15 protein-coding genes are annotated in these 17,942 nt (G+C 67.3%); 4 read left to right on the forward strand and 11 right to left on the reverse strand.

What is annotated here, in order from left to right; genetic code table 11:
* Window positions 1-52: 52 nt before the first annotated feature.
* Entirely contained in the window at window positions 53-1,027 is a 975-nt protein-coding gene (locus BUA54_RS04100; RefSeq protein ID WP_072855888.1) for a Bug family tripartite tricarboxylate transporter substrate binding protein, read from the reverse strand.
* Between the two features lie 179 nt (window positions 1,028-1,206).
* Between BUA54_RS04100 and BUA54_RS04105 the strand changes: the two genes are divergently transcribed.
* Window positions 1,207-1,878 (forward strand): response regulator transcription factor, encoded by a 672-nt coding sequence (locus tag BUA54_RS04105; RefSeq protein WP_072855889.1) that lies wholly within the window; start codon window positions 1,207-1,209, stop codon window positions 1,876-1,878.
* The gene (locus BUA54_RS04110) at window positions 1,862-4,306 is read left to right on the forward strand and encodes a sensor histidine kinase (protein WP_245810551.1); all 2,445 of its coding nucleotides are present in this window, start codon (window positions 1,862-1,864) and stop codon (window positions 4,304-4,306) included. Before BUA54_RS04105 ends, BUA54_RS04110 begins: the two co-directional genes overlap by 17 nt.
* A 21-nt stretch (window positions 4,307-4,327) precedes the next feature.
* Here the strand turns inward: BUA54_RS04110 and BUA54_RS04115 are convergent, their stop codons facing one another.
* The 10 genes from BUA54_RS04115 to iolG form a co-directional block, all read right to left on the reverse strand.
* Window positions 4,328-5,110: a TIM barrel protein gene (locus BUA54_RS04115; protein ID WP_245810552.1), complete on the reverse strand. Its 783-nt coding sequence runs from the start codon at window positions 5,108-5,110 to the stop codon at window positions 4,328-4,330.
* Window positions 5,107-5,916: a 5-deoxy-glucuronate isomerase gene (gene iolB / locus BUA54_RS04120; RefSeq protein WP_072855890.1), complete on the reverse strand. Its 810-nt coding sequence runs from the start codon at window positions 5,914-5,916 to the stop codon at window positions 5,107-5,109. The genes BUA54_RS04115 and iolB overlap by 4 nt, the downstream gene beginning before the upstream one ends.
* Before the next feature lie 4 nt (window positions 5,917-5,920).
* On the reverse strand, window positions 5,921-6,844 hold the full coding sequence (iolE, locus tag BUA54_RS04125; protein WP_072855891.1) for a myo-inosose-2 dehydratase: 924 nt from the start codon (window positions 6,842-6,844) through the stop codon (window positions 5,921-5,923).
* Window positions 6,844-8,676, reverse strand: coding sequence for a 3D-(3,5/4)-trihydroxycyclohexane-1,2-dione acylhydrolase (decyclizing) (gene iolD, locus BUA54_RS04130; RefSeq protein WP_072855892.1), 1,833 nt, complete (start codon window positions 8,674-8,676; stop codon window positions 6,844-6,846). The genes iolE and iolD overlap by 1 nt, the downstream gene beginning before the upstream one ends.
* The gene (locus BUA54_RS04135; protein WP_072855893.1) at window positions 8,673-10,583 is read right to left on the reverse strand and encodes a bifunctional 5-dehydro-2-deoxygluconokinase/5-dehydro-2-deoxyphosphogluconate aldolase; all 1,911 of its coding nucleotides are present in this window, start codon (window positions 10,581-10,583) and stop codon (window positions 8,673-8,675) included. Before BUA54_RS04135 ends, iolD begins: the two co-directional genes overlap by 4 nt.
* Window positions 10,580-11,707 (reverse strand): Gfo/Idh/MocA family protein, encoded by a 1,128-nt coding sequence (locus tag BUA54_RS04140; protein ID WP_072855894.1) that lies wholly within the window; start codon window positions 11,705-11,707, stop codon window positions 10,580-10,582. Before BUA54_RS04140 ends, BUA54_RS04135 begins: the two co-directional genes overlap by 4 nt.
* Window positions 11,708-11,729: 22 nt before the next feature.
* Window positions 11,730-12,548, reverse strand: a complete 819-nt coding sequence (locus BUA54_RS04145; protein ID WP_072855895.1) for an ATP-binding cassette domain-containing protein — start codon at window positions 12,546-12,548, stop codon at window positions 11,730-11,732.
* Window position 12,549: 1 nt separating this feature from the next.
* Complete coding sequence (locus BUA54_RS04150; protein WP_072855896.1) at window positions 12,550-13,656, reverse strand: ABC transporter permease; 1,107 nt, start codon at window positions 13,654-13,656, stop codon at window positions 12,550-12,552.
* A gap of 78 nt (window positions 13,657-13,734) precedes the next feature.
* On the reverse strand, window positions 13,735-14,655 hold the full coding sequence (locus BUA54_RS04155; RefSeq protein WP_072855897.1) for a sugar ABC transporter substrate-binding protein: 921 nt from the start codon (window positions 14,653-14,655) through the stop codon (window positions 13,735-13,737).
* 139 nt (window positions 14,656-14,794) lie between these two features.
* Window positions 14,795-15,793, reverse strand: a complete 999-nt coding sequence (iolG, locus tag BUA54_RS04160) for an inositol 2-dehydrogenase (protein ID WP_072855898.1) — start codon at window positions 15,791-15,793, stop codon at window positions 14,795-14,797.
* A 135-nt stretch (window positions 15,794-15,928) separates the two neighbouring features.
* On the opposite strand from iolG, the gene BUA54_RS04165 reads away from it, so the two are divergent.
* Together BUA54_RS04165 and BUA54_RS04170 are read left to right on the forward strand one after the other, a co-directional pair.
* The gene (locus BUA54_RS04165) at window positions 15,929-16,939 is read left to right on the forward strand and encodes a LacI family DNA-binding transcriptional regulator (protein ID WP_072855899.1); all 1,011 of its coding nucleotides are present in this window, start codon (window positions 15,929-15,931) and stop codon (window positions 16,937-16,939) included.
* 147 nt (window positions 16,940-17,086) lie between these two features.
* The gene (locus BUA54_RS04170) at window positions 17,087-17,599 is read left to right on the forward strand and encodes a YciE/YciF ferroxidase family protein (protein WP_072855900.1); all 513 of its coding nucleotides are present in this window, start codon (window positions 17,087-17,089) and stop codon (window positions 17,597-17,599) included.
* Window positions 17,600-17,942: the final 343 nt, after the last annotated feature.

Here is a 17,942-nt window from a genome sequence, read left to right on the forward strand (position 1 = left end):
GAAATGGATCAGGGACGGCACCCGGGTATGGGTGCCGTCCCGATTTGGTGGCTTACTGCTGGATCAGACCGGCTTCGGTCGCGATTTCGCGCAGGGTGGCCATGTTCTCGTCGACGCGGGCCTTCAGCTCGTCACCGGCGAGGTTCAGGGGCAGCAGGCCCTTGTCGGCCTGGACCTGCTCGAACTCCGGCGTGGCGTAGGCCGCCTTGAAGGCGTCGACCCAGGTGTTGTAGTCCGCGTCGGACACGCCCTTGCCCATGTAGAAGCCGCGCATGATCGTCCATTCGACGTCGAAGCCCTGCTCCTTGGCGGTCGGGATCTCGGCGAAGGCGCCGTCGAGGCGTTCGTCGGACATCACCGCCAGCACGCGCATGTCGCCGGCTTCCATGTGGGACGCCATTTCACCCACGTCGCCGGTATAGACTTCGATCGACCCGCCGAGCAGTGCGGCAATCGCGTCGCCGCCGCCGTCGAAGGCCACGTAGCGCATGTCCATCGGGGACGCGCCGGTCTCACGGACCAGCAGCGCCGCCTTCATCCAGTCCTGCGATCCGACGGAGCCGCCTGCGCCCACGACGATGGAGGACGGATCGTTGCCCAGATCGGTCATCAGCTGCTCCAGCGAGGTGTATTCGCTGTCGGCCTTGACGATGACGGCACCGAAGTCGGCACCCGCCGTGCCCAGCCAGCGCACGTCGTTTTCATCGAAATCGCCGTACTTGCCTGTCGCGATGTTCAGCAGCGACCCGGTCGAGAAGGCGACGATGGCGTTGGGATCGTCGGTGCGGGTGGTGTTGAACAGGTTGTAGGCCACGGCGCCGATGCCGCCGGGCATGAAGGTCACCTGCATCGGGCCGCCGAAGGCATCGGCAAGGCCGGTCTGCGCGACGCGGCAGGTCACGTCGAAACCGCCGCCCGGCTGGGCCGGGGCGATGCATTCGGGGCTGGTGACTTCGGCAGAGGCAAGGGTCGGCAAGGCCAGTGTCGCGGCCAGCAGTGCAGCGCCGGTCATACGGTTCAGGGTCATCGGGGTCTCCTCCCATTGAGACAAGATTCAAGGGACGCGGTGCGCCCGGTCCCCACCTAGCGGGCCAGTCTGTCGCCTTGCTGAGGCGTGGCTTTCGCGGACCTGACGCGGACCTGACCCGAAGCTGACACGCGCCGCCACGGCTATGCCGGGGCGGCGCGACGCGATAGGTTGGTCCCATGCGGATGCTGCTTGTGGAAGACAACGACGATCTGGCCGAGACGATACTGGATCGTCTGCGGGCCGAAGGCCATTCCATCGACCGCGAGTCCGACGGCGATCAGGCCAACAGCCTGCTGCGCCACGCGCGGTTCGACATCGTGCTGCTGGATATCAACCTGCCCGGGCGCAGCGGCTACGAGGTGCTGCGGTCCTTGCGGGCGCGCGGAGACGAAACACCGGTCATCATCCTGACCGCCCGCAGCCGGATCGACGACCGGGTGCTGGGACTGGACGCGGGTGCCGACGATTACATGGTCAAGCCGGTGGATTTCCGCGAACTCTCGGCCCGCTGCCGGGTGCTGGCGCGGCGCCGCGCGGGCAGCGCCAGCAACGTCTTCGCCGCCGGCGACCTCGTCTTCGACCGGGCCGCCAAGCGTGCCACCGTGCGCGGACAGGACGCCGACCTGCGCGCGCGCGAGATCCAGTTGCTGGAGATCCTGATCGACAACCTCGGCCGGATGCTGACCAAGGAAGAGGTCGCCGACAAGCTTTACAGCTTCGACGAGGCGCCAAGCCTGAACGCGGTCGAGCAGATCGTCGCGCGTCTGCGCAAGCGGCTGGAGGGCACGCCGCTGGTGGTCAAGACGGCCCGGGGCTTGGGATACATGGCCTATGTGGCCGAAGACTGACCGGACCTACTCGCTGCAGCGCCGCCTGCTGGCGTCGATGGCGCTGGGCTTCGTGGCGTTGCTGCTGATCATCTCGGTCCTGCTGTGGAGCTATGCCCGCGACGCGTCCAACCGCACCTACGACCTGTTGCTGGCCGGGGCGGCGCTGGCGGTGCTGGACCGGGTGTCGTCGGGGCCGTCGGGCATTTCCGTCGACCTGCCCTATTCGGCGATGGAGATCCTCGCCCTCGCGCCGCAGGACCGGATCGCCTACCGCGTCTTTTCAGACCGGGACGGAGAACTGACAGGCACCCCCGGCCTGCCCGCGCCGCGCGATGCGACGCTGGGCAGCGTGCCCGTCTTCTATGACGCGTACCTCGACGCGCCGTTCCGCTTCGTCCAGCAGGGCCGGCAGCTGACGACGCCGACGGGGCGGGTCTGGGTCGGGGTGCAGATCGGCCAGACCCGCGCGGGGCGCGCCGCACAGCAGCGGGCGCTGTTCCTCAGCGGCATGGGCGGCCTTGCGGTCGTGTCCCTGATCGGGCTGGGGTTCGTCTGGCTGGCGATCCGGGTGGCGCTGGCCCCGCTGCGGCAACTGGCAGAGACCCTGCGCGTGCGCGATCCCGGGGATCTGTCGCAGATCGAGGGGGCCCCGCCGCGCGAGATCCGGGGGCTCTTCGACGCGATCAACGGCTTCATCCGCAGGCTGCATGCCAACCGGCAGCTGACGGAAACCTTCATCGCCGATGTCGCCCACCAGACCCGCACGTCTCTGTCGGCGTTGCAGGGGCAGCTGTCACTGGCGGCGGATGCGGCCAGCTTCGACGAGATGACGACACGGATGCACAAGGCCGACAGTCAGGCGCGGCGCACGGTGCGACTGACCAACCAGCTGCTGGCCCATGCGATGGTCACGCACCGGGCCGATACCGGCACCCTGCGCCCCGTCGCGCTGAAACCGGTCGTGACGGAGGTCCTGACCGATCTGCTGCGCGACAGCGACATGCGCGGGATTACCCTGACCCTGTCCGCCGACGACATCGCGGCGGGCGAAGATCTGGTGCGCGGCGATGCTATTTCCCTGCGCGAGGCGCTGTCGAACCTGCTGGAGAACGCACGCCGCCACGGTCCTGCCGACAACACGATCGACGTCACGCTGGAACCCGGCGGCACCGACACCGTATCGCTGATCGTCGAGGACGCTGGCCCCGGCATCGCGCCGGCGGACCGGGCCCGCGCGACGGAGCGCTTCACCTCGATTTCCCGCACCACGGCGGGATCGGGGCTGGGCCTGTCGATCGTGCGCGCGGTGGCGGAAAGCCATGACGCACGCCTGATGCTCGGCACGTCGGCCCGCGGCGGGCTGCGCGTGGAACTGCAGTTCAAACGACTTCTGTCGCAGGCTGCCGGGCGGGCGGTGACGGCACTGATCGTGCCCGTGGTGGCGCTGCTGCTGACCATTGCGCCGGGTGCGGCGCAGGCCATGACCCAGATCACCATCGCCAGCGCGACGGACACCGATGTGATGACGGCGTTGATCGACCGCTTCGAGACGCTGAACCCCGACGTCGCCATCGCCTACCGCGAATACCAGACCGTCGACCTGCACCGGCTGATCCTGAACGCGGCACCCGAGGACATGCCCGACGTGGTCATCAGCCCCGCGATGGACATGCAGGTCGATCTGGTGAACCGCGGGCTGGCCCTGCCGCTCGCGATCCCAGAGGCGCTGCGCCTGCCGGACTGGGCGGTCTGGCGGTCGGAACTCTTCGGTTTCACCTTCGAACCGGCGGTCATCATCTACAACACCGACCTGATCGCTCCTGGCACGCTGCCGCAGGAACACCGCGAACTGACCAACTACATCCGCAGCAACGAAGTCCGGCTGAACCGGCGGATCGGCATCTACGACCTGCGCCGATCCGGGATCGGATACCTTTTCGCGACGCAGGACGTGGTGCAGGGTCTGCAGGCGTCCCGCATGACGGAAGTGCTGGCGCGCGCCAACGTGCGCCGCTTCTGCTGCACCTTCGAGATGATCGCCGCGACGGCGCGGGGCGATCTGGCGCTGTCGATGAACGCGATCGGGTCCTACGCGCTGGCGGCCGCGGCCAAGGACCCCCGGCTGGGCGTCCATTTCATGAGCGACTACAACCTCGTCATGGCGCGCACCGCCTTCGTGCCGCGCGACGCGCCGCACGCGGATATCGCCGAACGGTTCATCGCCTTCCTGCTGACCGAAGGCCAGCGCGTCCTGTCCACCGAATCCGACCTGATCCCGATCCTGCCCTATGCGGACGTGCCCGTCGGCGGCCATATCGACCTGCGCGATTTCGCGGGCAGCTTCCTGCCCATCAAGCTCGGCCCCGGCCTGCTGACCTACCTCGACGCCCGCAAGAAGGCGGAATTTCTGGAAACATGGGATACCTCGGTCAGCTTCGGTCCCTGAGGGCGCCGCCCTGCCCGCGCGTCAGACCGTGAAGGCGCCCCGAAACGCCTCCAGCGCCGCAACCGGGTCGCCCGCGGCGTAGGCTTCCATCGCCACCGGCCCGGCATAGCCCATGTCCCGCAGCGCCCGCGCGACGGCGGCATAGTTGATCTCGCCGGTCCCCGGCTCGCAGCGGCCGGGGTTGTCGGCGACCTGCACCTCGCCGATCCAGGGCAGGCATTTTTCGCACCAGCGGATCAGGTCGCCCTCTCCGATCTGGGTGTGATAGAGGTCGAGGTTGATGCGCAGCTGCGGGCGGTCGACGGATGACACCAGCGCCAGCACGTCCGCGGTCGACCCGAAGGGGCAGCCGGGATGGTCCAGCGGGTTGAGGTTCTCGAGGCAGAAGGTCACGCCCTCCGCCTCGGCCATGTCGCAGATGCGGTGCAGGGTATCGCGGGCCTTCAGCCACATCGGCCCCGTCACGACCTCTTGCTGCCGAATCGGGATGCCGCCCTCGCCAAGGCCCGTGCCGTGCAGGTTCAGCCGGTCGACGCCCAGCCGCTTGCCGACCTGCGCCGTCTCGCGCGCGGAGGCGAGCAGCATGTCGGCGCCTTCGTCGTCGGCCAGACGGCCCCGCAGGTAACCGTTCATGATCGTGTAATCCGCGCCGACAGCCTCCAGTTTCGCAAGGTCATGATCCGGCCAGTTCCAAAGGCCGACGCCGAATCCCATCTCTTTCAGGCGCGCAGCGCGCCAGTCGATCGGCCGGTCGCGCCAGAGCATCTCGGCGCAGGCAGCGAACCGGAAGGGCTGAGTCGTCACGGCGCGTCGCGGTCCATGATCCACTGCACCTCTGGCGCCGCGACAAAGCGCCAGTTGCGGCGGGGACCGGCCATGACATTCAGGTAATACATCTCGAACCCGTAGGGCGCGCCGCAGGGGTGGTGGCCGCGGGGGACCAGCACCACGTCGCCATCCTTGACCGCCATCGTCTCGTCGAGTGACCCGTCGTCCGTATAGACCCGCTGGACGCCAAAGCCCGTGGCGGGGTTGAGGCGGTGGTAATAGGTTTCCTCCAGATAGGTGATCCGGGGGAAATCGTCTTCGTCGTGGCGGTGACTGGGAAAGGACGACCAGTGGCCGGCGGGGGTGAAGACCTCCGTCACCAGCAGGCTGTCGCAATAATCCTCGGCCTCCATCGCGATGTTGTTGATATAGCGCGTATTTGTGCCCTTGCCGCGTTCCGTCAGAGTGATTCCGTCGGGCCCGATGCGGCGCGCCTCGTGCCCGCCTTTGCCGGGGGCGCTGCACACGGCGATCACGCAGTCGGTCTCGGCTCTTGCCTCCCAATCGGTGCCGTCCGGCAGGTAGAGGCAATGGGGCGGCGCCTTCTCGAAGACGTCCATCCGGTCGCCCAGCGTGCCCCAGTCCTGCCCGGCACCGGTGATCTGCGCCTTGCCCTCGACCATCACGATGATGACCTCTCGGTCGCCAGTCGCCTTGGCGACAGTATCGCCGGCCCTCAGGCGGTGCAGCGCGAATCCGACGTAGCGCCAGCCGGCGCTTTCGGGGGTGATGGCATGCACTTCGCCACGGGTGCCGAAGGGTTTTCTCAGAAGGTCCGGCATGGGCTTACCTTTCGATGCGCAGGCCGGAGCGGCCGCAGATCTGCGTGATGTGCTCAAACCCGAGCTTGGAGTAGTCATAGGGCGGGGACTTGGCGGGGTCCTGTTCGGCCTCCACCACGATCCAGCCGGCGTAGTCCATCGCCGCCAGCCGGTCGGTGATCGCCTGGAAGTCGGTGCAGCCCTCGGGATCGCCCGGCACGGTGTAGACCCCCGCCCGCACCCCGTCGAGGAAGCTGCGGTCGCCGTCGCGGACCCTCGTCAGCACGTCGGGCCGCACGTCCTTGAAGTGGACGTGATGCACCCGGTCGCCCCATTTATCCAGGACCGCCAGCGGGTCGGCCCCGGCAAAGACCAGATGCCCAGTGTCGTAGAGCAGCGTGACCTCCGGTCCGGAGCCGTCCATCAGCCAATCGATGTCATGGGAGTCCTCGATCATCGCGCCCATGTGGTGGTGGTAGGACAGGGTCATGCCGGCGTCCCGCACGCGCTTCGCCAGCTCTGTGAGCTTCTTCGCGTAGCCCGTCACCTCGTCGCGGCTCAGCTTCGGGCGCTGGCTGACGGGGGTGTTCACCATGCCCTGCACAGTGTTGGAACATTCCGCGTAGACGATGCAGGGCGCGTTCAGGGTGGTGAACTGGTCGACCTGCTGGCGGATCGCGGCAAATTCCTCCTCGACCGTGGCGACATGCAGGTTGCCCGAACACCAGCCGCCGCAGAGGCTGACGCCGTAGCGGTCGAGGTAGGCGCGCAGGCCGTCGGTGTCGGCAGGCATCCGGCGACCGCGTTCGACACCGGCGTATCCGATGCGGGCCGCGTCCTCCATCGCGCCTTCGGTGGTGAATGCCGCCGTCAGGTCCGGAAGGTCGTCGTTCTGCCAGGCGATCAGGGAGATGCCGATCTTGACGGTCTTCGCGGTGTCGGCGGGCATCAGGTGGTCCTCTGGGTTTGCTTGTTGGTCTCGTAGGTCTCGCGCGCCTGCGCCACGGCGTCGCGGTCCGACACCTCTGGCACGGTCACGTCCCACCATGTCCCGCCCGGTTCCGAACTGGGATAGGGGTCGGTGTCGATGACGATGACGTAGGGCTCGGTGGCCTCGTGGCGGCGGGTGAGCGCGTCCTCGAGTTCCGCGATGGAGCCGACCTTGACCGACGTGGCCCCCATGGCGGCGGCATGGGCGGCGAAGTCGATGGCCGAGGGTTGGACGTGGATCGTGTGGTCCAACAGGTTGTTGAACTCCGCCCCGCCGGTCGCCATCTGCAGGCGGTTGATGCAGCCGTAGCCCCGGTTGTCGGTCACGACCACGGTGAAGGCGATGCCCATCATCGCCGCCGTCGCCAGTTCGGAGTTGGCCATCATGTAGGTGCCGTCGCCGGTGAAGCAGATCACGTCACGCTCCGGCTCCGCCATCTTGATGCCCATGGCCCCCGCGATCTCGTAGCCCATGCAGGAGAAGCCGTATTCCATGTGGTAGCTGCCGGGACGGCCCGCCTTCCACAGCTTGTGCAGCTCGCCCGGCATGGTCCCGGCGGCGCACATGACGACCGTGTCGGGGGTGGCCGCGCGCTGGACGGCACCGATCACCTGCATGTCGGTGGGCAGGGCATTTCCCTCGCCCGGGGGTGCGGTCAACGGATCGACGACGGCGAACCAGTCGTCCTTCAACCCGTCGATGCTGCCCTGCGCGCAGTGGTGGCCGAGAGCCTCCGTCAGCTCCTCCAGCCCCACGCGGGCATCGGCGACCAGCGGCAGGGCGTCGTGCTTTGCCGCGTCGTAGGCCGCGACGTTCAGGCAGGCGATCCGGCGGGAGGGGTTGGCGAAGAGGCCCCATGACCCGGTCGTGAAGTCCTGGAACCGGGTGCCGATGCCCAGCACGAGGTCGGCCTCGGCGCAGACCGTGTTCGCGGCGGTGCCCCCGGTGACGCCCACGGGGCCGAGGTTCAGAGGATGATCCCAGCCCAGCGCCGATTTGCCGGCCTGGGTTTCCACGACGGGGATGTGGAAGGCTTCCGCGAAGGCGCGCAACGCCTCCGTCGCGCCGGAATAATGCACGCCGCCGCCCGCCACGATCACCGGGCGCGTCGCAGCCCGGATCGCATCGGCCATCGCCGCCAGTTCACCTTCGTCGGGCCGGATGCGACGCTGCCGCCAGACCTTCGGCGCAAAGAAGCTCTCCGGCCAGTCGAAGGCCTCGGCCTGCACGTCCTGGCAGAAGGCGAGGCACACCGGGCCGCAGTCGGCGGGGTCGGTCATGGTGCGGAAGGCGCGTGGCAGGGCGGTCAGCAGCTGTTCGGGCCGGGTGATCCGGTCGAAGTAGCGCACGACGGGGCGGAAGCAGTCGTTGGCGCTGACCGTGCCGTCGCCGAAATCCTCGATCTGCTGCAGCACCGGGTCGGGGCCGCGGTCGGCGAAGACGTCGCCCGGCACCAGCAGGACCGGCAGGCGGTTCACATGGGCGAGTGCCGCCGCCGTCACCATGTTCAGCGCCCCCGGCCCGATGGAGGATGTCACCATCATCGCACGCCTGCGCCCGAGTTGCTTGGCATAGGCGATGGCGGCATGGGCCATGGTCTGCTCGTTGTGACCGCGCCAGGTGGCGAAGGTCTCGCGGTGGGCGTGCAGCGCCTCGCCGATGCCCGCCACGTTGCCGTGGCCGAAGATCGCCCAGCAGCCTGCGATGAAGGGCGCGCCATCGTCGTTCTGCTGCGCCGCGACGTAGCGGATCATGGCCTGCGCCGCCGTCAGTCGGATCGTTCCGGTCATCTCGTCTCCTCCCGCACGGCGTCCCGCGCCCTGTCCCAGGTGTCGCACAGCCGGGCGTAATTCTCTGCCATCATGTCGACGGCCTCTCCATCGGTGATCTGGCCGTCGAGCCAGGCCCGCGCCGCGTCGCCGAAGATCGTGCGTCCCACGGCGAAGCCCTTGACCAGCGGCTGCCGTGCGGCCAGCGCGAAGCTTTCCGCCAGCCCCGCCTGCGGCGCGTCGAGGCCCAGCACGACGATGCCGCGGGTGCGGGGATCATTGCGCTCGATGGCGGCTGTGGCATTGGCCCAGGCGGCTTCCGTCTTGAACGGCTCCAGCTTCCACCAGTCGGGGAAGACGCCGGCGTCGTAGAAGGTCTGGATCAGTGCGGCCGAGGTCATGTCGTCCACCGGGCCGACCTTCGACGGGATGATCTCGAGCAGGAATTCCAGCCCGTTGCGCCGCGCGGCGGTGAAGAGGCGCTTGACGCGGGCGACCTGCATCTTGGCGGTCTTGTCGTCGTCGTCCGGGTGGCAGAAGACCAGCAGCTTGACCACGTTCTCGCGCGCCCATTCGCGAAGCTGGCCCAGATCCTCGCCCAGCTCCGGCTCGAAGTCGACGGGGCGTGAGCCGGGCAATTCGGTGGGCCGCCCGATCCAGAGGCCCGATCCGCTGGCACGGTGCAGCGCCGACCGCCCGATCCGGTTGTCACAGAGGATGCCGTAGCCCGGCCGCCCGTCCTGCACCCGCAGGGCGGCGTCGAGGCAGAGCTCCTTGAACCGCCCGCCCTTGGCCGGGGTATAGCCCGCCATCTCCTCCAGCTGGCTGCGGTGGTCGAAGGCGAAGGTCTTGACCGACGACCAGTCGCCGGAGCGGTTCGTCGCCCAATGCACCTGCTCAAGCTCCGCGTCGTGCCGCAGATCGGGGCGTTCGATGCCGCGGTCGAAAAAGAACTGCAGCTCCTCCCAGCTCGGATAGGCCGGGGTGCAGCCGTGGCGGCTGACGGCGAAGGCGCCGCAGGCGTTGGCGTATTTCAGGGCCGTAGGCCAGTCCGCGCCGTCCAGCCAGCCCTTCAGCAGGCCGGACATGAAGCCATCGCCGGCGCCGAGCACGTTGAAGACCTCGATGAGAAAACCGGGGCCTGCCTCGCCCTCGTCCAGCGAGTCGGGGATCGCGCCGGTAAAGGCCACCGCCCCCGCCGCCCCGCGCTTGCACACCAGCGTGGCACCCGACACGGCCCGCACGGCCCGCAGTGCGGCAATCGTGTCGGTGGTGCCGCCGGCGATGTGGAATTCCTCCTCCGTCCCCACGATCAGGTCAAAAAGGTGCAGCGTGCCCTGCAGCTTCGCCGTCACGGCGGCGCTTTCGACGAAGCGGCTCTCGCCGTCGCCATGCCCCGCCACGCCCCAGAGGTTCGGGCGGTAGTCGATGTCGAGGGCCGTCAGCATCCCGTCGGCGCGCGCGATCTTCAACGCCTTCAGCGTCGCCGCCTCCACCCGGGGGTGGCTCAGGTGCGTGCCCGTCGCCACCACCGCACGGGCGGACCGGATGAAGCCTTCGTCGATGTCATCCACCGTCAGTCCCATGTCGGCGCAGTTCTCGCGGTAGAAGATCAGGGGAAAGCTGTCCGCGTCGCGGATCCCCAGCAGCACCAGCGCCGTCAGCCGGTCGGGGTCGGTCTTGACGCCGCGCGTGTCCACCCCCTCGCACTGCAACTGCTCGCGGATGAAGCGCCCCATGTGTTCATCGCCCACACCGGTAATCAGCCCCGACTTCAGCCCCAGCCGCGCGGTGCCGCAGGCAATGTTCGTCGGGCTGCCGCCGATGTATTTGTCGAAGGACCCCATGTCCTCCAGCCGCCCGCCCACCTGCGCGCCGTACAGGTCCACGGAACTGCGGCCGATGGTGATGAGGTCGAGGGTCTTCATGGTGTCTCCTCCAGCGTGACGGAGCGGCCTTCGGAGGTCGCGACGGCGTGGATCACGCGCTCGATCTTCAGGCCTTCGGCGAAATCGGGCCAGCAGGGGGCGCCGCCACGAATCGCGCGGATCAGGTCGCGCGCCTCGATCACCTTTTGCTCGTTGAAGCCGAAATTGTGCCCCGGTCCGGGGCAGAAGGCGGCGAAGTCGGGCTGGTCTGGGCCGGTCAGGTGACGAGTGAACCCGGCCTCTCCGCGCCGGTGGAGCCAGAGTTCGTTCATGTTCTCCTGGTCGAAGACCAGCGTGCCGTCACTGCCGTGCAATTCCCACTGCAGGCGGCATTTGCGGCCCGATGCCACGCGGGAGGTGGCGAAGGACCCCTGCGCGCCGGAGGCGAAGCGGATCAGCGCCAGCGCGGAATCGTCGTTCTCGACCGCGCGCGGGCCGTCGGGGGAGGGGCGCATCGGGACGGAGGTCTGGGTGATTCCCGTCACCTCGGACACGTCGCCCATCAGGCCGACCATCTGGCTGACGAGGTGGCAGCCCAGATCGCCGAGCGCGCCAAGACCGCCCTTTTCCCGCGTCATGCGCCAGGTCCACGGCAGGTCGGGATTGGCAGCGTAATCCTCGTCATAGACGCCGCGAAAGGCGTGGGGCAAGCCTATCACGCCATCGCGCACCATCCGCACGGCCGCCTGATAGGCGGGGCTGCGGGTGTAATTGTAGCCCAGGATCGTGACCTGCCCGGGGTGTGCTGCGGCAAGGTCGGCCATGGCCTGCGCATCCGCCAGCGTCACCGCCATCGGCTTTTCCAGCCAGACATGCTTGCCCGCGCGCAATGCCGCCTCTGCCATCGGGCGGTGCAGCCCGTTGGGGGTGGTGATGGACACCACGTCGACGGCGGGATCGGCGACCGCCGCCTGCCAGTCCGTCGTGCCACGGGCAAAGCCGAACTGCCGGGCGAAGGCGTCCGACGCCTCCTCCGTCGCGTCGCAGAGCACCTCGCGCCGAGGGTGCGCGCCGCCGAAGACGGTGGCGACCGATCCCCAGGCCATCGCGTGGCACTTGCCCATGAAGCCGGTGCCGATCAAGGCGATGCCGAGGGGCTTATCGGGCATGTCGGTGCTATTCATCAATCTTCCCTCACCCCGCGGACTAGACGGTCCCGCCGAGCGATCCTTCAAGCTGCGCCATTTCCTGTCCGCCGGCCATCAGGTCCTGCAGCTCTTCGGGGCTGATCTCGCCTCGCGTGGCGGTGCCGAGGGTCTTGCCCCGGTTCAGCACCGTAAAGCGGTCGCCCACGGCCAGCGCGTGCCGCACGTTATGGCTGATGAAGACGACGCCGATGCCCTGATTGCGGACCTTGTCGATGGTCGCCAGCACGTTCGAGGTCTGGCGCACGCCAAGGGCCGAGGTCGGCTCGTCGAGGATCAGCACCTTGGCACCGAAATGAACGGCCCGCGCAATCGCGACCGTCTGGCGTTCGCCGCCCGACAGCGTACCGACCGCCTGATCGGGCCCGCGCAGGTTGATGCCCATCTTGCGCATCTCGGTCATCGTGATCTCGTTCGCACGGTCGACGTCGAACCGCTTGAAGAGTCCCCTGCCCTTCGTCGGCTCGCGCCCCATGAAGAAGTTGCGCGCCACGCTCATCAGCGGGATCATGGCGAGGTCCTGAAACACCGTGGCGATCCCCGCCTCCATCGCGTCGCGGGGGGTGTCGAACTTCATGGGCGTGCCTTCGAACAGGATCTCTCCCTTCGTGGGCTTGTGGACGCCGGACATCGTCTTGATGAAAGTCGACTTGCCCGCGCCGTTGTCGCCCAGCAGGCAGTGGCATTCGCCGGGCCGCACGTCGAAGCTGACACCGGCCAGTGCGATGATGTTGCCGAAGTGCTTTTCGATGTTCCTCATCTCGACGATGGGCGCCTGCGCGGTGGCGGCCTCGCCGTGGTGGAAGGTGCTGTCGGTCATCTCAACGCTCTCCCGTCACGCGCTTGCGGATGGCGTTATTGAACAGAACGGCGATCAGCAGCATCGCGCCAAGGAACACCTGAAACCAGTCCTGATCGAAGTTCGTATAGGTCAAACCGATCACCACCATGCCGAAGATGATCGCGCCGAAGAAGGCCCCGATGGCGGACCCGTAGCCGCCTGTCAGCAGGCAGCCGCCGATGACGGCGGCGATGATCGCCTCGAATTCCTTCTGAAAGCCGCGGCGGGCATCGGTGGAGCCTGCGTCGATCACGGTGATGATTGCGACCAGCGCAGCGCAAGCTGCCGTCAGCATGAACAGCGACACCTTCACGCGCGCGACCGGCACGCCCGAGTTGCTGGCGGCGTTGGTGTCGCCGCCCGCGGCAAAGATCCAGTTGCCCGCAGGCGTGCGCAGCAGGACGTAGGTTGCCAGTGCGGCGATGACGACGAACCACAGGATCTCGACCGGGATGCCGGGGACCTTGGGCGCGCCGTTGCCGAAGGTCTCGACCAGACCCATCTCGGCCAGCCGGGCAAAAAGGCCCGGGAATGCGTCACCCGAGAAGAAGGGCGTCAGGATATCGCCCTCCGTCGCCTCGCGCACGCCGCGCAGTTGGGTCGATCCGCCGGTGGCCCATTTCAGACCGACCAGCGACAGGCCCCGCAGGATGAACAGGAACGCCAGCGTCACGATGAAGGACGGCAGGCCGGACCGGATCACGATGGTGCCGTTGACCGCCCCGACGCAGGCGGCGAAGACGAAGGTCAGCGGGATGGTGACGACCAGCGGCAGGCCCCAGTTCACCGCGCAGATCGCGAAAAAAAGTCCGGCGAAGGCGACCATCGATCCGATGGACAGGTCGAACTCTCCGCCGATCATCAGCATGGCCGCGCCGATGGCGAGAATGCCCAGTTGCGACGCGGGTGACATGAAGTTCATGAAGCCGGACAGGGTGAACATCGACCCGTCAGCGGTGATCGCGAAGAAGATCACCACGAGGATCACGCCGGCGATGGCCCCCAGTTCCGGCCGCCGCATCAGGCGCGACAGAAAGGATTCGGCCTTCACGCGTTCGTCTTCAAGGGCGCCGTCGGATGCGTTCATGATGTGATCTCCTCCCCCGTCTGAAAGAGGCGGCGCATCCCCCGCGCCGCCCCTTTGCTTTGTGGTGTCAGTCCGGTCCTAGCGGATACCCTTCGACGACAGGTCGATGACCTGCGCCGCCTTGTCAGCGGTGATCAGGTTCGGACCCGACGGCACGTTGCCACCGGGCATCAGGCCGTATTTAGCGTTGAGCGCGAGGAAATCGACGGCGAGGTAGCCCTGCAGGAACTGCTGCTGGTCGATCGCGAAAGCCGCGTCGCCGTCGACGACGGACTGCAGAAAGCTGGCGGACAGATCAAAGGTTGCCACCTTGATGTCACGGCCCGATGCCTTGGCGGCGGCGACGGAGGGCTCTCCGGCGGTGCCGGCCCCCAGTGCCATAATGGTGTCGATGCCCTCGTCCGAGGACAGGGCGGCGGCGACCTTGGACTGGATTTCGGTCGGGTCGTTGGACGTCGGCAGGACGGTCACGGTGCCGCCGAAGCCTTCGGCGAAGCCCTCGCAGCGCAGGTCGAGAGAGACGTTGCCGACCTCCTGGTTCACGCAGATCGCATTGGTGCCGCCCATCTCGGCCAGTTTCTCGCCCGCCGCGACGCCCGCGTCACGCTCGTCCTGACCGACGTGCAGCAGCGCGCCCAGCTCATTCGACACGTCAGAGCCGGAGTTGATCGAGATCACGGGGATGCCGGCGGCCACCGCACGCTCGATCGACGGCCCGAGCGCGTCCGCATCGGGGATCGAGACCACGAGGCCATCGGGTTCCTGGTTCACGGCGGCGTCGATCAGCTGCGCCATGGCGACCATGTCGAAGGTCTCGGGCGAGCGGTAGTCGACATTGACGCCGGTGTCCTTGCCCGCTTCCTCGACGCCGTTCTTGACCACGGACCAGAACGGATCGTTGGCCTGACCGTGCGCCACGACGACGATGTCCTGCGCCAGAACCGGCGAGGCCAGCGTCACGGCACCGGCGGCCAGTGCGCCCTTGAGAAATGTCTGCATTGTGTTCCTCCCTTTCGATGTCATCAGGTGCCGGGCGGCGCCCGGTCACCGCATCATCCGGCGTGAACCGGATGGCGTCTTGCCAGCCTCCTCAGTCTGGCATCGCAGCGTGGGGCCGCGGGACGCGCGGCCCGAAACCTTACATCACGTCGGCCAGCCTGACCGCGGCACCGGACTGGCGCGACAGCGTCGCGGCCTCTGCCATGGCCAGTGCCGCGACGCCGTCGTCGAGCGTCACCGGCACAGGCGTCCCATCGGTCACCGCGGCCACGAAGGCCGCCCATTCGGCGCGGTAGGCGGGCATGTAGCGTTCGAGGAAGAAGTAGGTGGGCTTCGCCCCCGTCACGCCCGCGGTCGTCGATTTCACGAGTGTGTTTTCCGGCACGTTCTGGGCCTGCAACAGGCCTTCGGACCCCAGAAGTTCGACGCGCTGGTCGTAGCCATAGACGGCACGGCGCGAGTTCTTGATCACAGCGATCCGCCCGTCGGCATAGGTCAGCGTGACCACGGCGGTATCGACATCGCCCGCCGCCCCGATCGCCGGATCGACGATGGACGACCCCACCGCCATGACGGTTTCGGGCGCGTCGCCCATGATGAAGTTCGCCATGTCGAAATCGTGGATCATCATATCCCGGAACAGCCCGCCGGAGACCTTGACGTAGCTGACCGGCGGCGGCGCCGGATCGAAGGACGTGATCGACAGCAGCTCTGCACGGCCGATGTCGCCCGCATCGAGTGCCGCCTTGAGCGCGCCGAAGCTGGGATCGAAGCGGCGGTTGAAGCCGATCATCACCGGGTGGCCGGAGCCGGCGACCGCTTTCTGACAGGCCCGCGCGCGTGCAAGGCTCAGGTCCACGGGCTTTTCGCACAGCACCGCCTTGCCCGCCGCGATCGCGGCCTCGATCAGGTCGGAATGGGTGTCGGTCGATGTGGCGATCAGCACGGCGTCGATCAAGGGATCGGCGATGATCTCGGCCGACGGGCGCGCCGTGGCGCCATGTTCCGCGGCCAGCTTCTGCGCGGCCTCTGACATAACATCGGACACGGCGGTCAGCTGGCTGCCGGGATGGGACGTAATCGCCTGCGCATGGACCGTGCCGATGCGCCCCGCGCCCAGTAGACCGACATGAAGCATGATTCCCCCCGAATCCCGTTACTGAACCGACGCTACTCCCGCCCTGCACGCGCGTGCAAGAAAATTATGCACCCGCGTGCAAGCGGACTGGTCTGTCCCCGGTTTTCCGATATGCTCGCACACCGGAGGGCCACGATGGCGGATCGCGCGAACGACAACATCACCGCCGACGACGTCGCGCGTGTCGCTGGCGTCTCGCGCTGGACAGTCAATCGTGCCTTCAAGAAGGATGCCTCGATCTCTGCCGCCACCCGTGCGCGGGTGATGGAGGCCGCGGGCCAGCTGGGCTATGCCCCCGACCTGCTGGCGGCAAGCCTTGCGTCGGACCGCAGCAACCTCGTCGCGCTGCTGGTCGATGATTTCGCCAACCCGCACAAGCTGGTGATGATGGAACGCCTGACCCGCATCCTGCGGCAACACGGGTGGGATACGCTTCTGGTCAACACGCTGGACCGGAACGACGCCACGGTGGCCCTGATGAACGCCAGCCAGCGCAGGGTCGACGCCGCCGTGCTGATCGGCGTCAACTTCGACGATCAAGAGCTGGAAACCGCCCTGGGCGCCCGCCGGATCCGCAAGCTGATCGTCTTCGCGCGTTTCTCGGCCAATCCGAACACGATCTCGATCTGTTGCGATGACCGGGCGGCGATGCTGCAGATGACGGATCATGTCATTGGCAAGGGCTACCGCCGGCCCCTCTTCCTGGCCGGTCCGCAGACCCTGTCCGCGCATCTGATGCGCAAGGAAACGTTTCTGGCCCGCTGGCAGGCGGCAACGGGCACCATCGCTGCATTCACCTCTGTCGCACGCTACGACCCGACGCTGGCCTATGCGACCGTGACGACCCATCTGACAGGGCTGTCGGCGGACAGGCGGCCCGATGTCATCGTCTGCGAGAACGACGCGCTGGCGATGGGCGCCATCGATGCGATCCGCTATGAATTCGGTCTGCGCACGCCGGACGACATCGCCGTCACCGGCTTTGACGACGTGCCGCAGACGACCAGCCCGAACTACCGGCTGACGACCTACCGGCAGCCGCTGACCGCGATGGTCGAAGGGCTTGTCAGCGTGCTGAAGGGCGAAACGGAGTCTGCCGACCTGAGCCTGTTTCAGGGCAGGATGGTGATCCGCGACAGCGCGTGACGGCACGGCGCACGGTAAAACCTCAGGCAGAGCAACGAAAACCGATTCAGTGGTCCCCCGCGGGAACGGACTGCCGGGCCGTCGGTTGTCATGCGAGCCCGCACTGCGCAGGACAGGTGTCCTGCCGGGCCAGCAAGGACGACCCCCATGGCCAAGATGAAGACCCTCGACGACCTGTTCCTCGACACGCTGAAGGACGTCTACTACGCCGAGCGCAAGATCCTGAAGGCCCTGCCGAAGATGAAGCGCGCTGCTCAGAACGAAACGCTGGTCGCCGCCTTCGACAAGCACCACGCCGAGACGGAAGAGCAGATCGAGCGCCTGCAGAAGGTGTTCGAGATTCTGGGCAAGCCCGCCCGCGGCAAGACCTGCGACGCGATCGAGGGCATCCTTGCGGAAGCCGAGGACATCATCGACGAGTTCAAGGACAGCCCGGCGCTGGATGCCGGCCTGATCTCGTCGGCGCAGGCCGTAGAGCATTACGAGATCACCCGCTACGGCACCCTGCACCGCTGGGCCAACGAACTCGGCATGACCGATGCCGCCAAGCTTCTGGACGAGACGCTGCAGCAGGAGTGGAAGACCGACGCCGACCTGACAGACCTTGCCGACAAGACGGTCAACGACGCCGCCAAATCGTCTTCGGCAGACAAGGCGTGAGATCGGTTCCTCGCCAGACATGAGACCGAGAAATGGCACCTGCGGGTGCCATTTTTTTTAGCATGATCCCCAGCCCCGGAGCGGGCTCTGGGCATCATGCAGCCTTAAAGCGCCAACACCTGAGGGTGGGGAAGAAGTGCAAGCGTGCCAGCCCTTCGCGATTCGTGGCCTTGACGCTTCTCATCATGCGACACGCGAATACGACCAGCTTGGGTGGATGATCAATGGTGGCCTGTAGCAAGGAGAATCGAACCTCCCGGCCGCCTTCATTCAGAGGGTTGGTATCTGGTGACCGCCCCTCTGACCACGAACATTCCCGCTTCATCAGTCAGCGCGGCGGGCC

Source organism: Loktanella atrilutea (genome assembly GCF_900128995.1).
In the GTDB taxonomy this organism is placed as follows: Bacteria; Pseudomonadota; Alphaproteobacteria; order Rhodobacterales; family Rhodobacteraceae; genus Loktanella; species Loktanella atrilutea.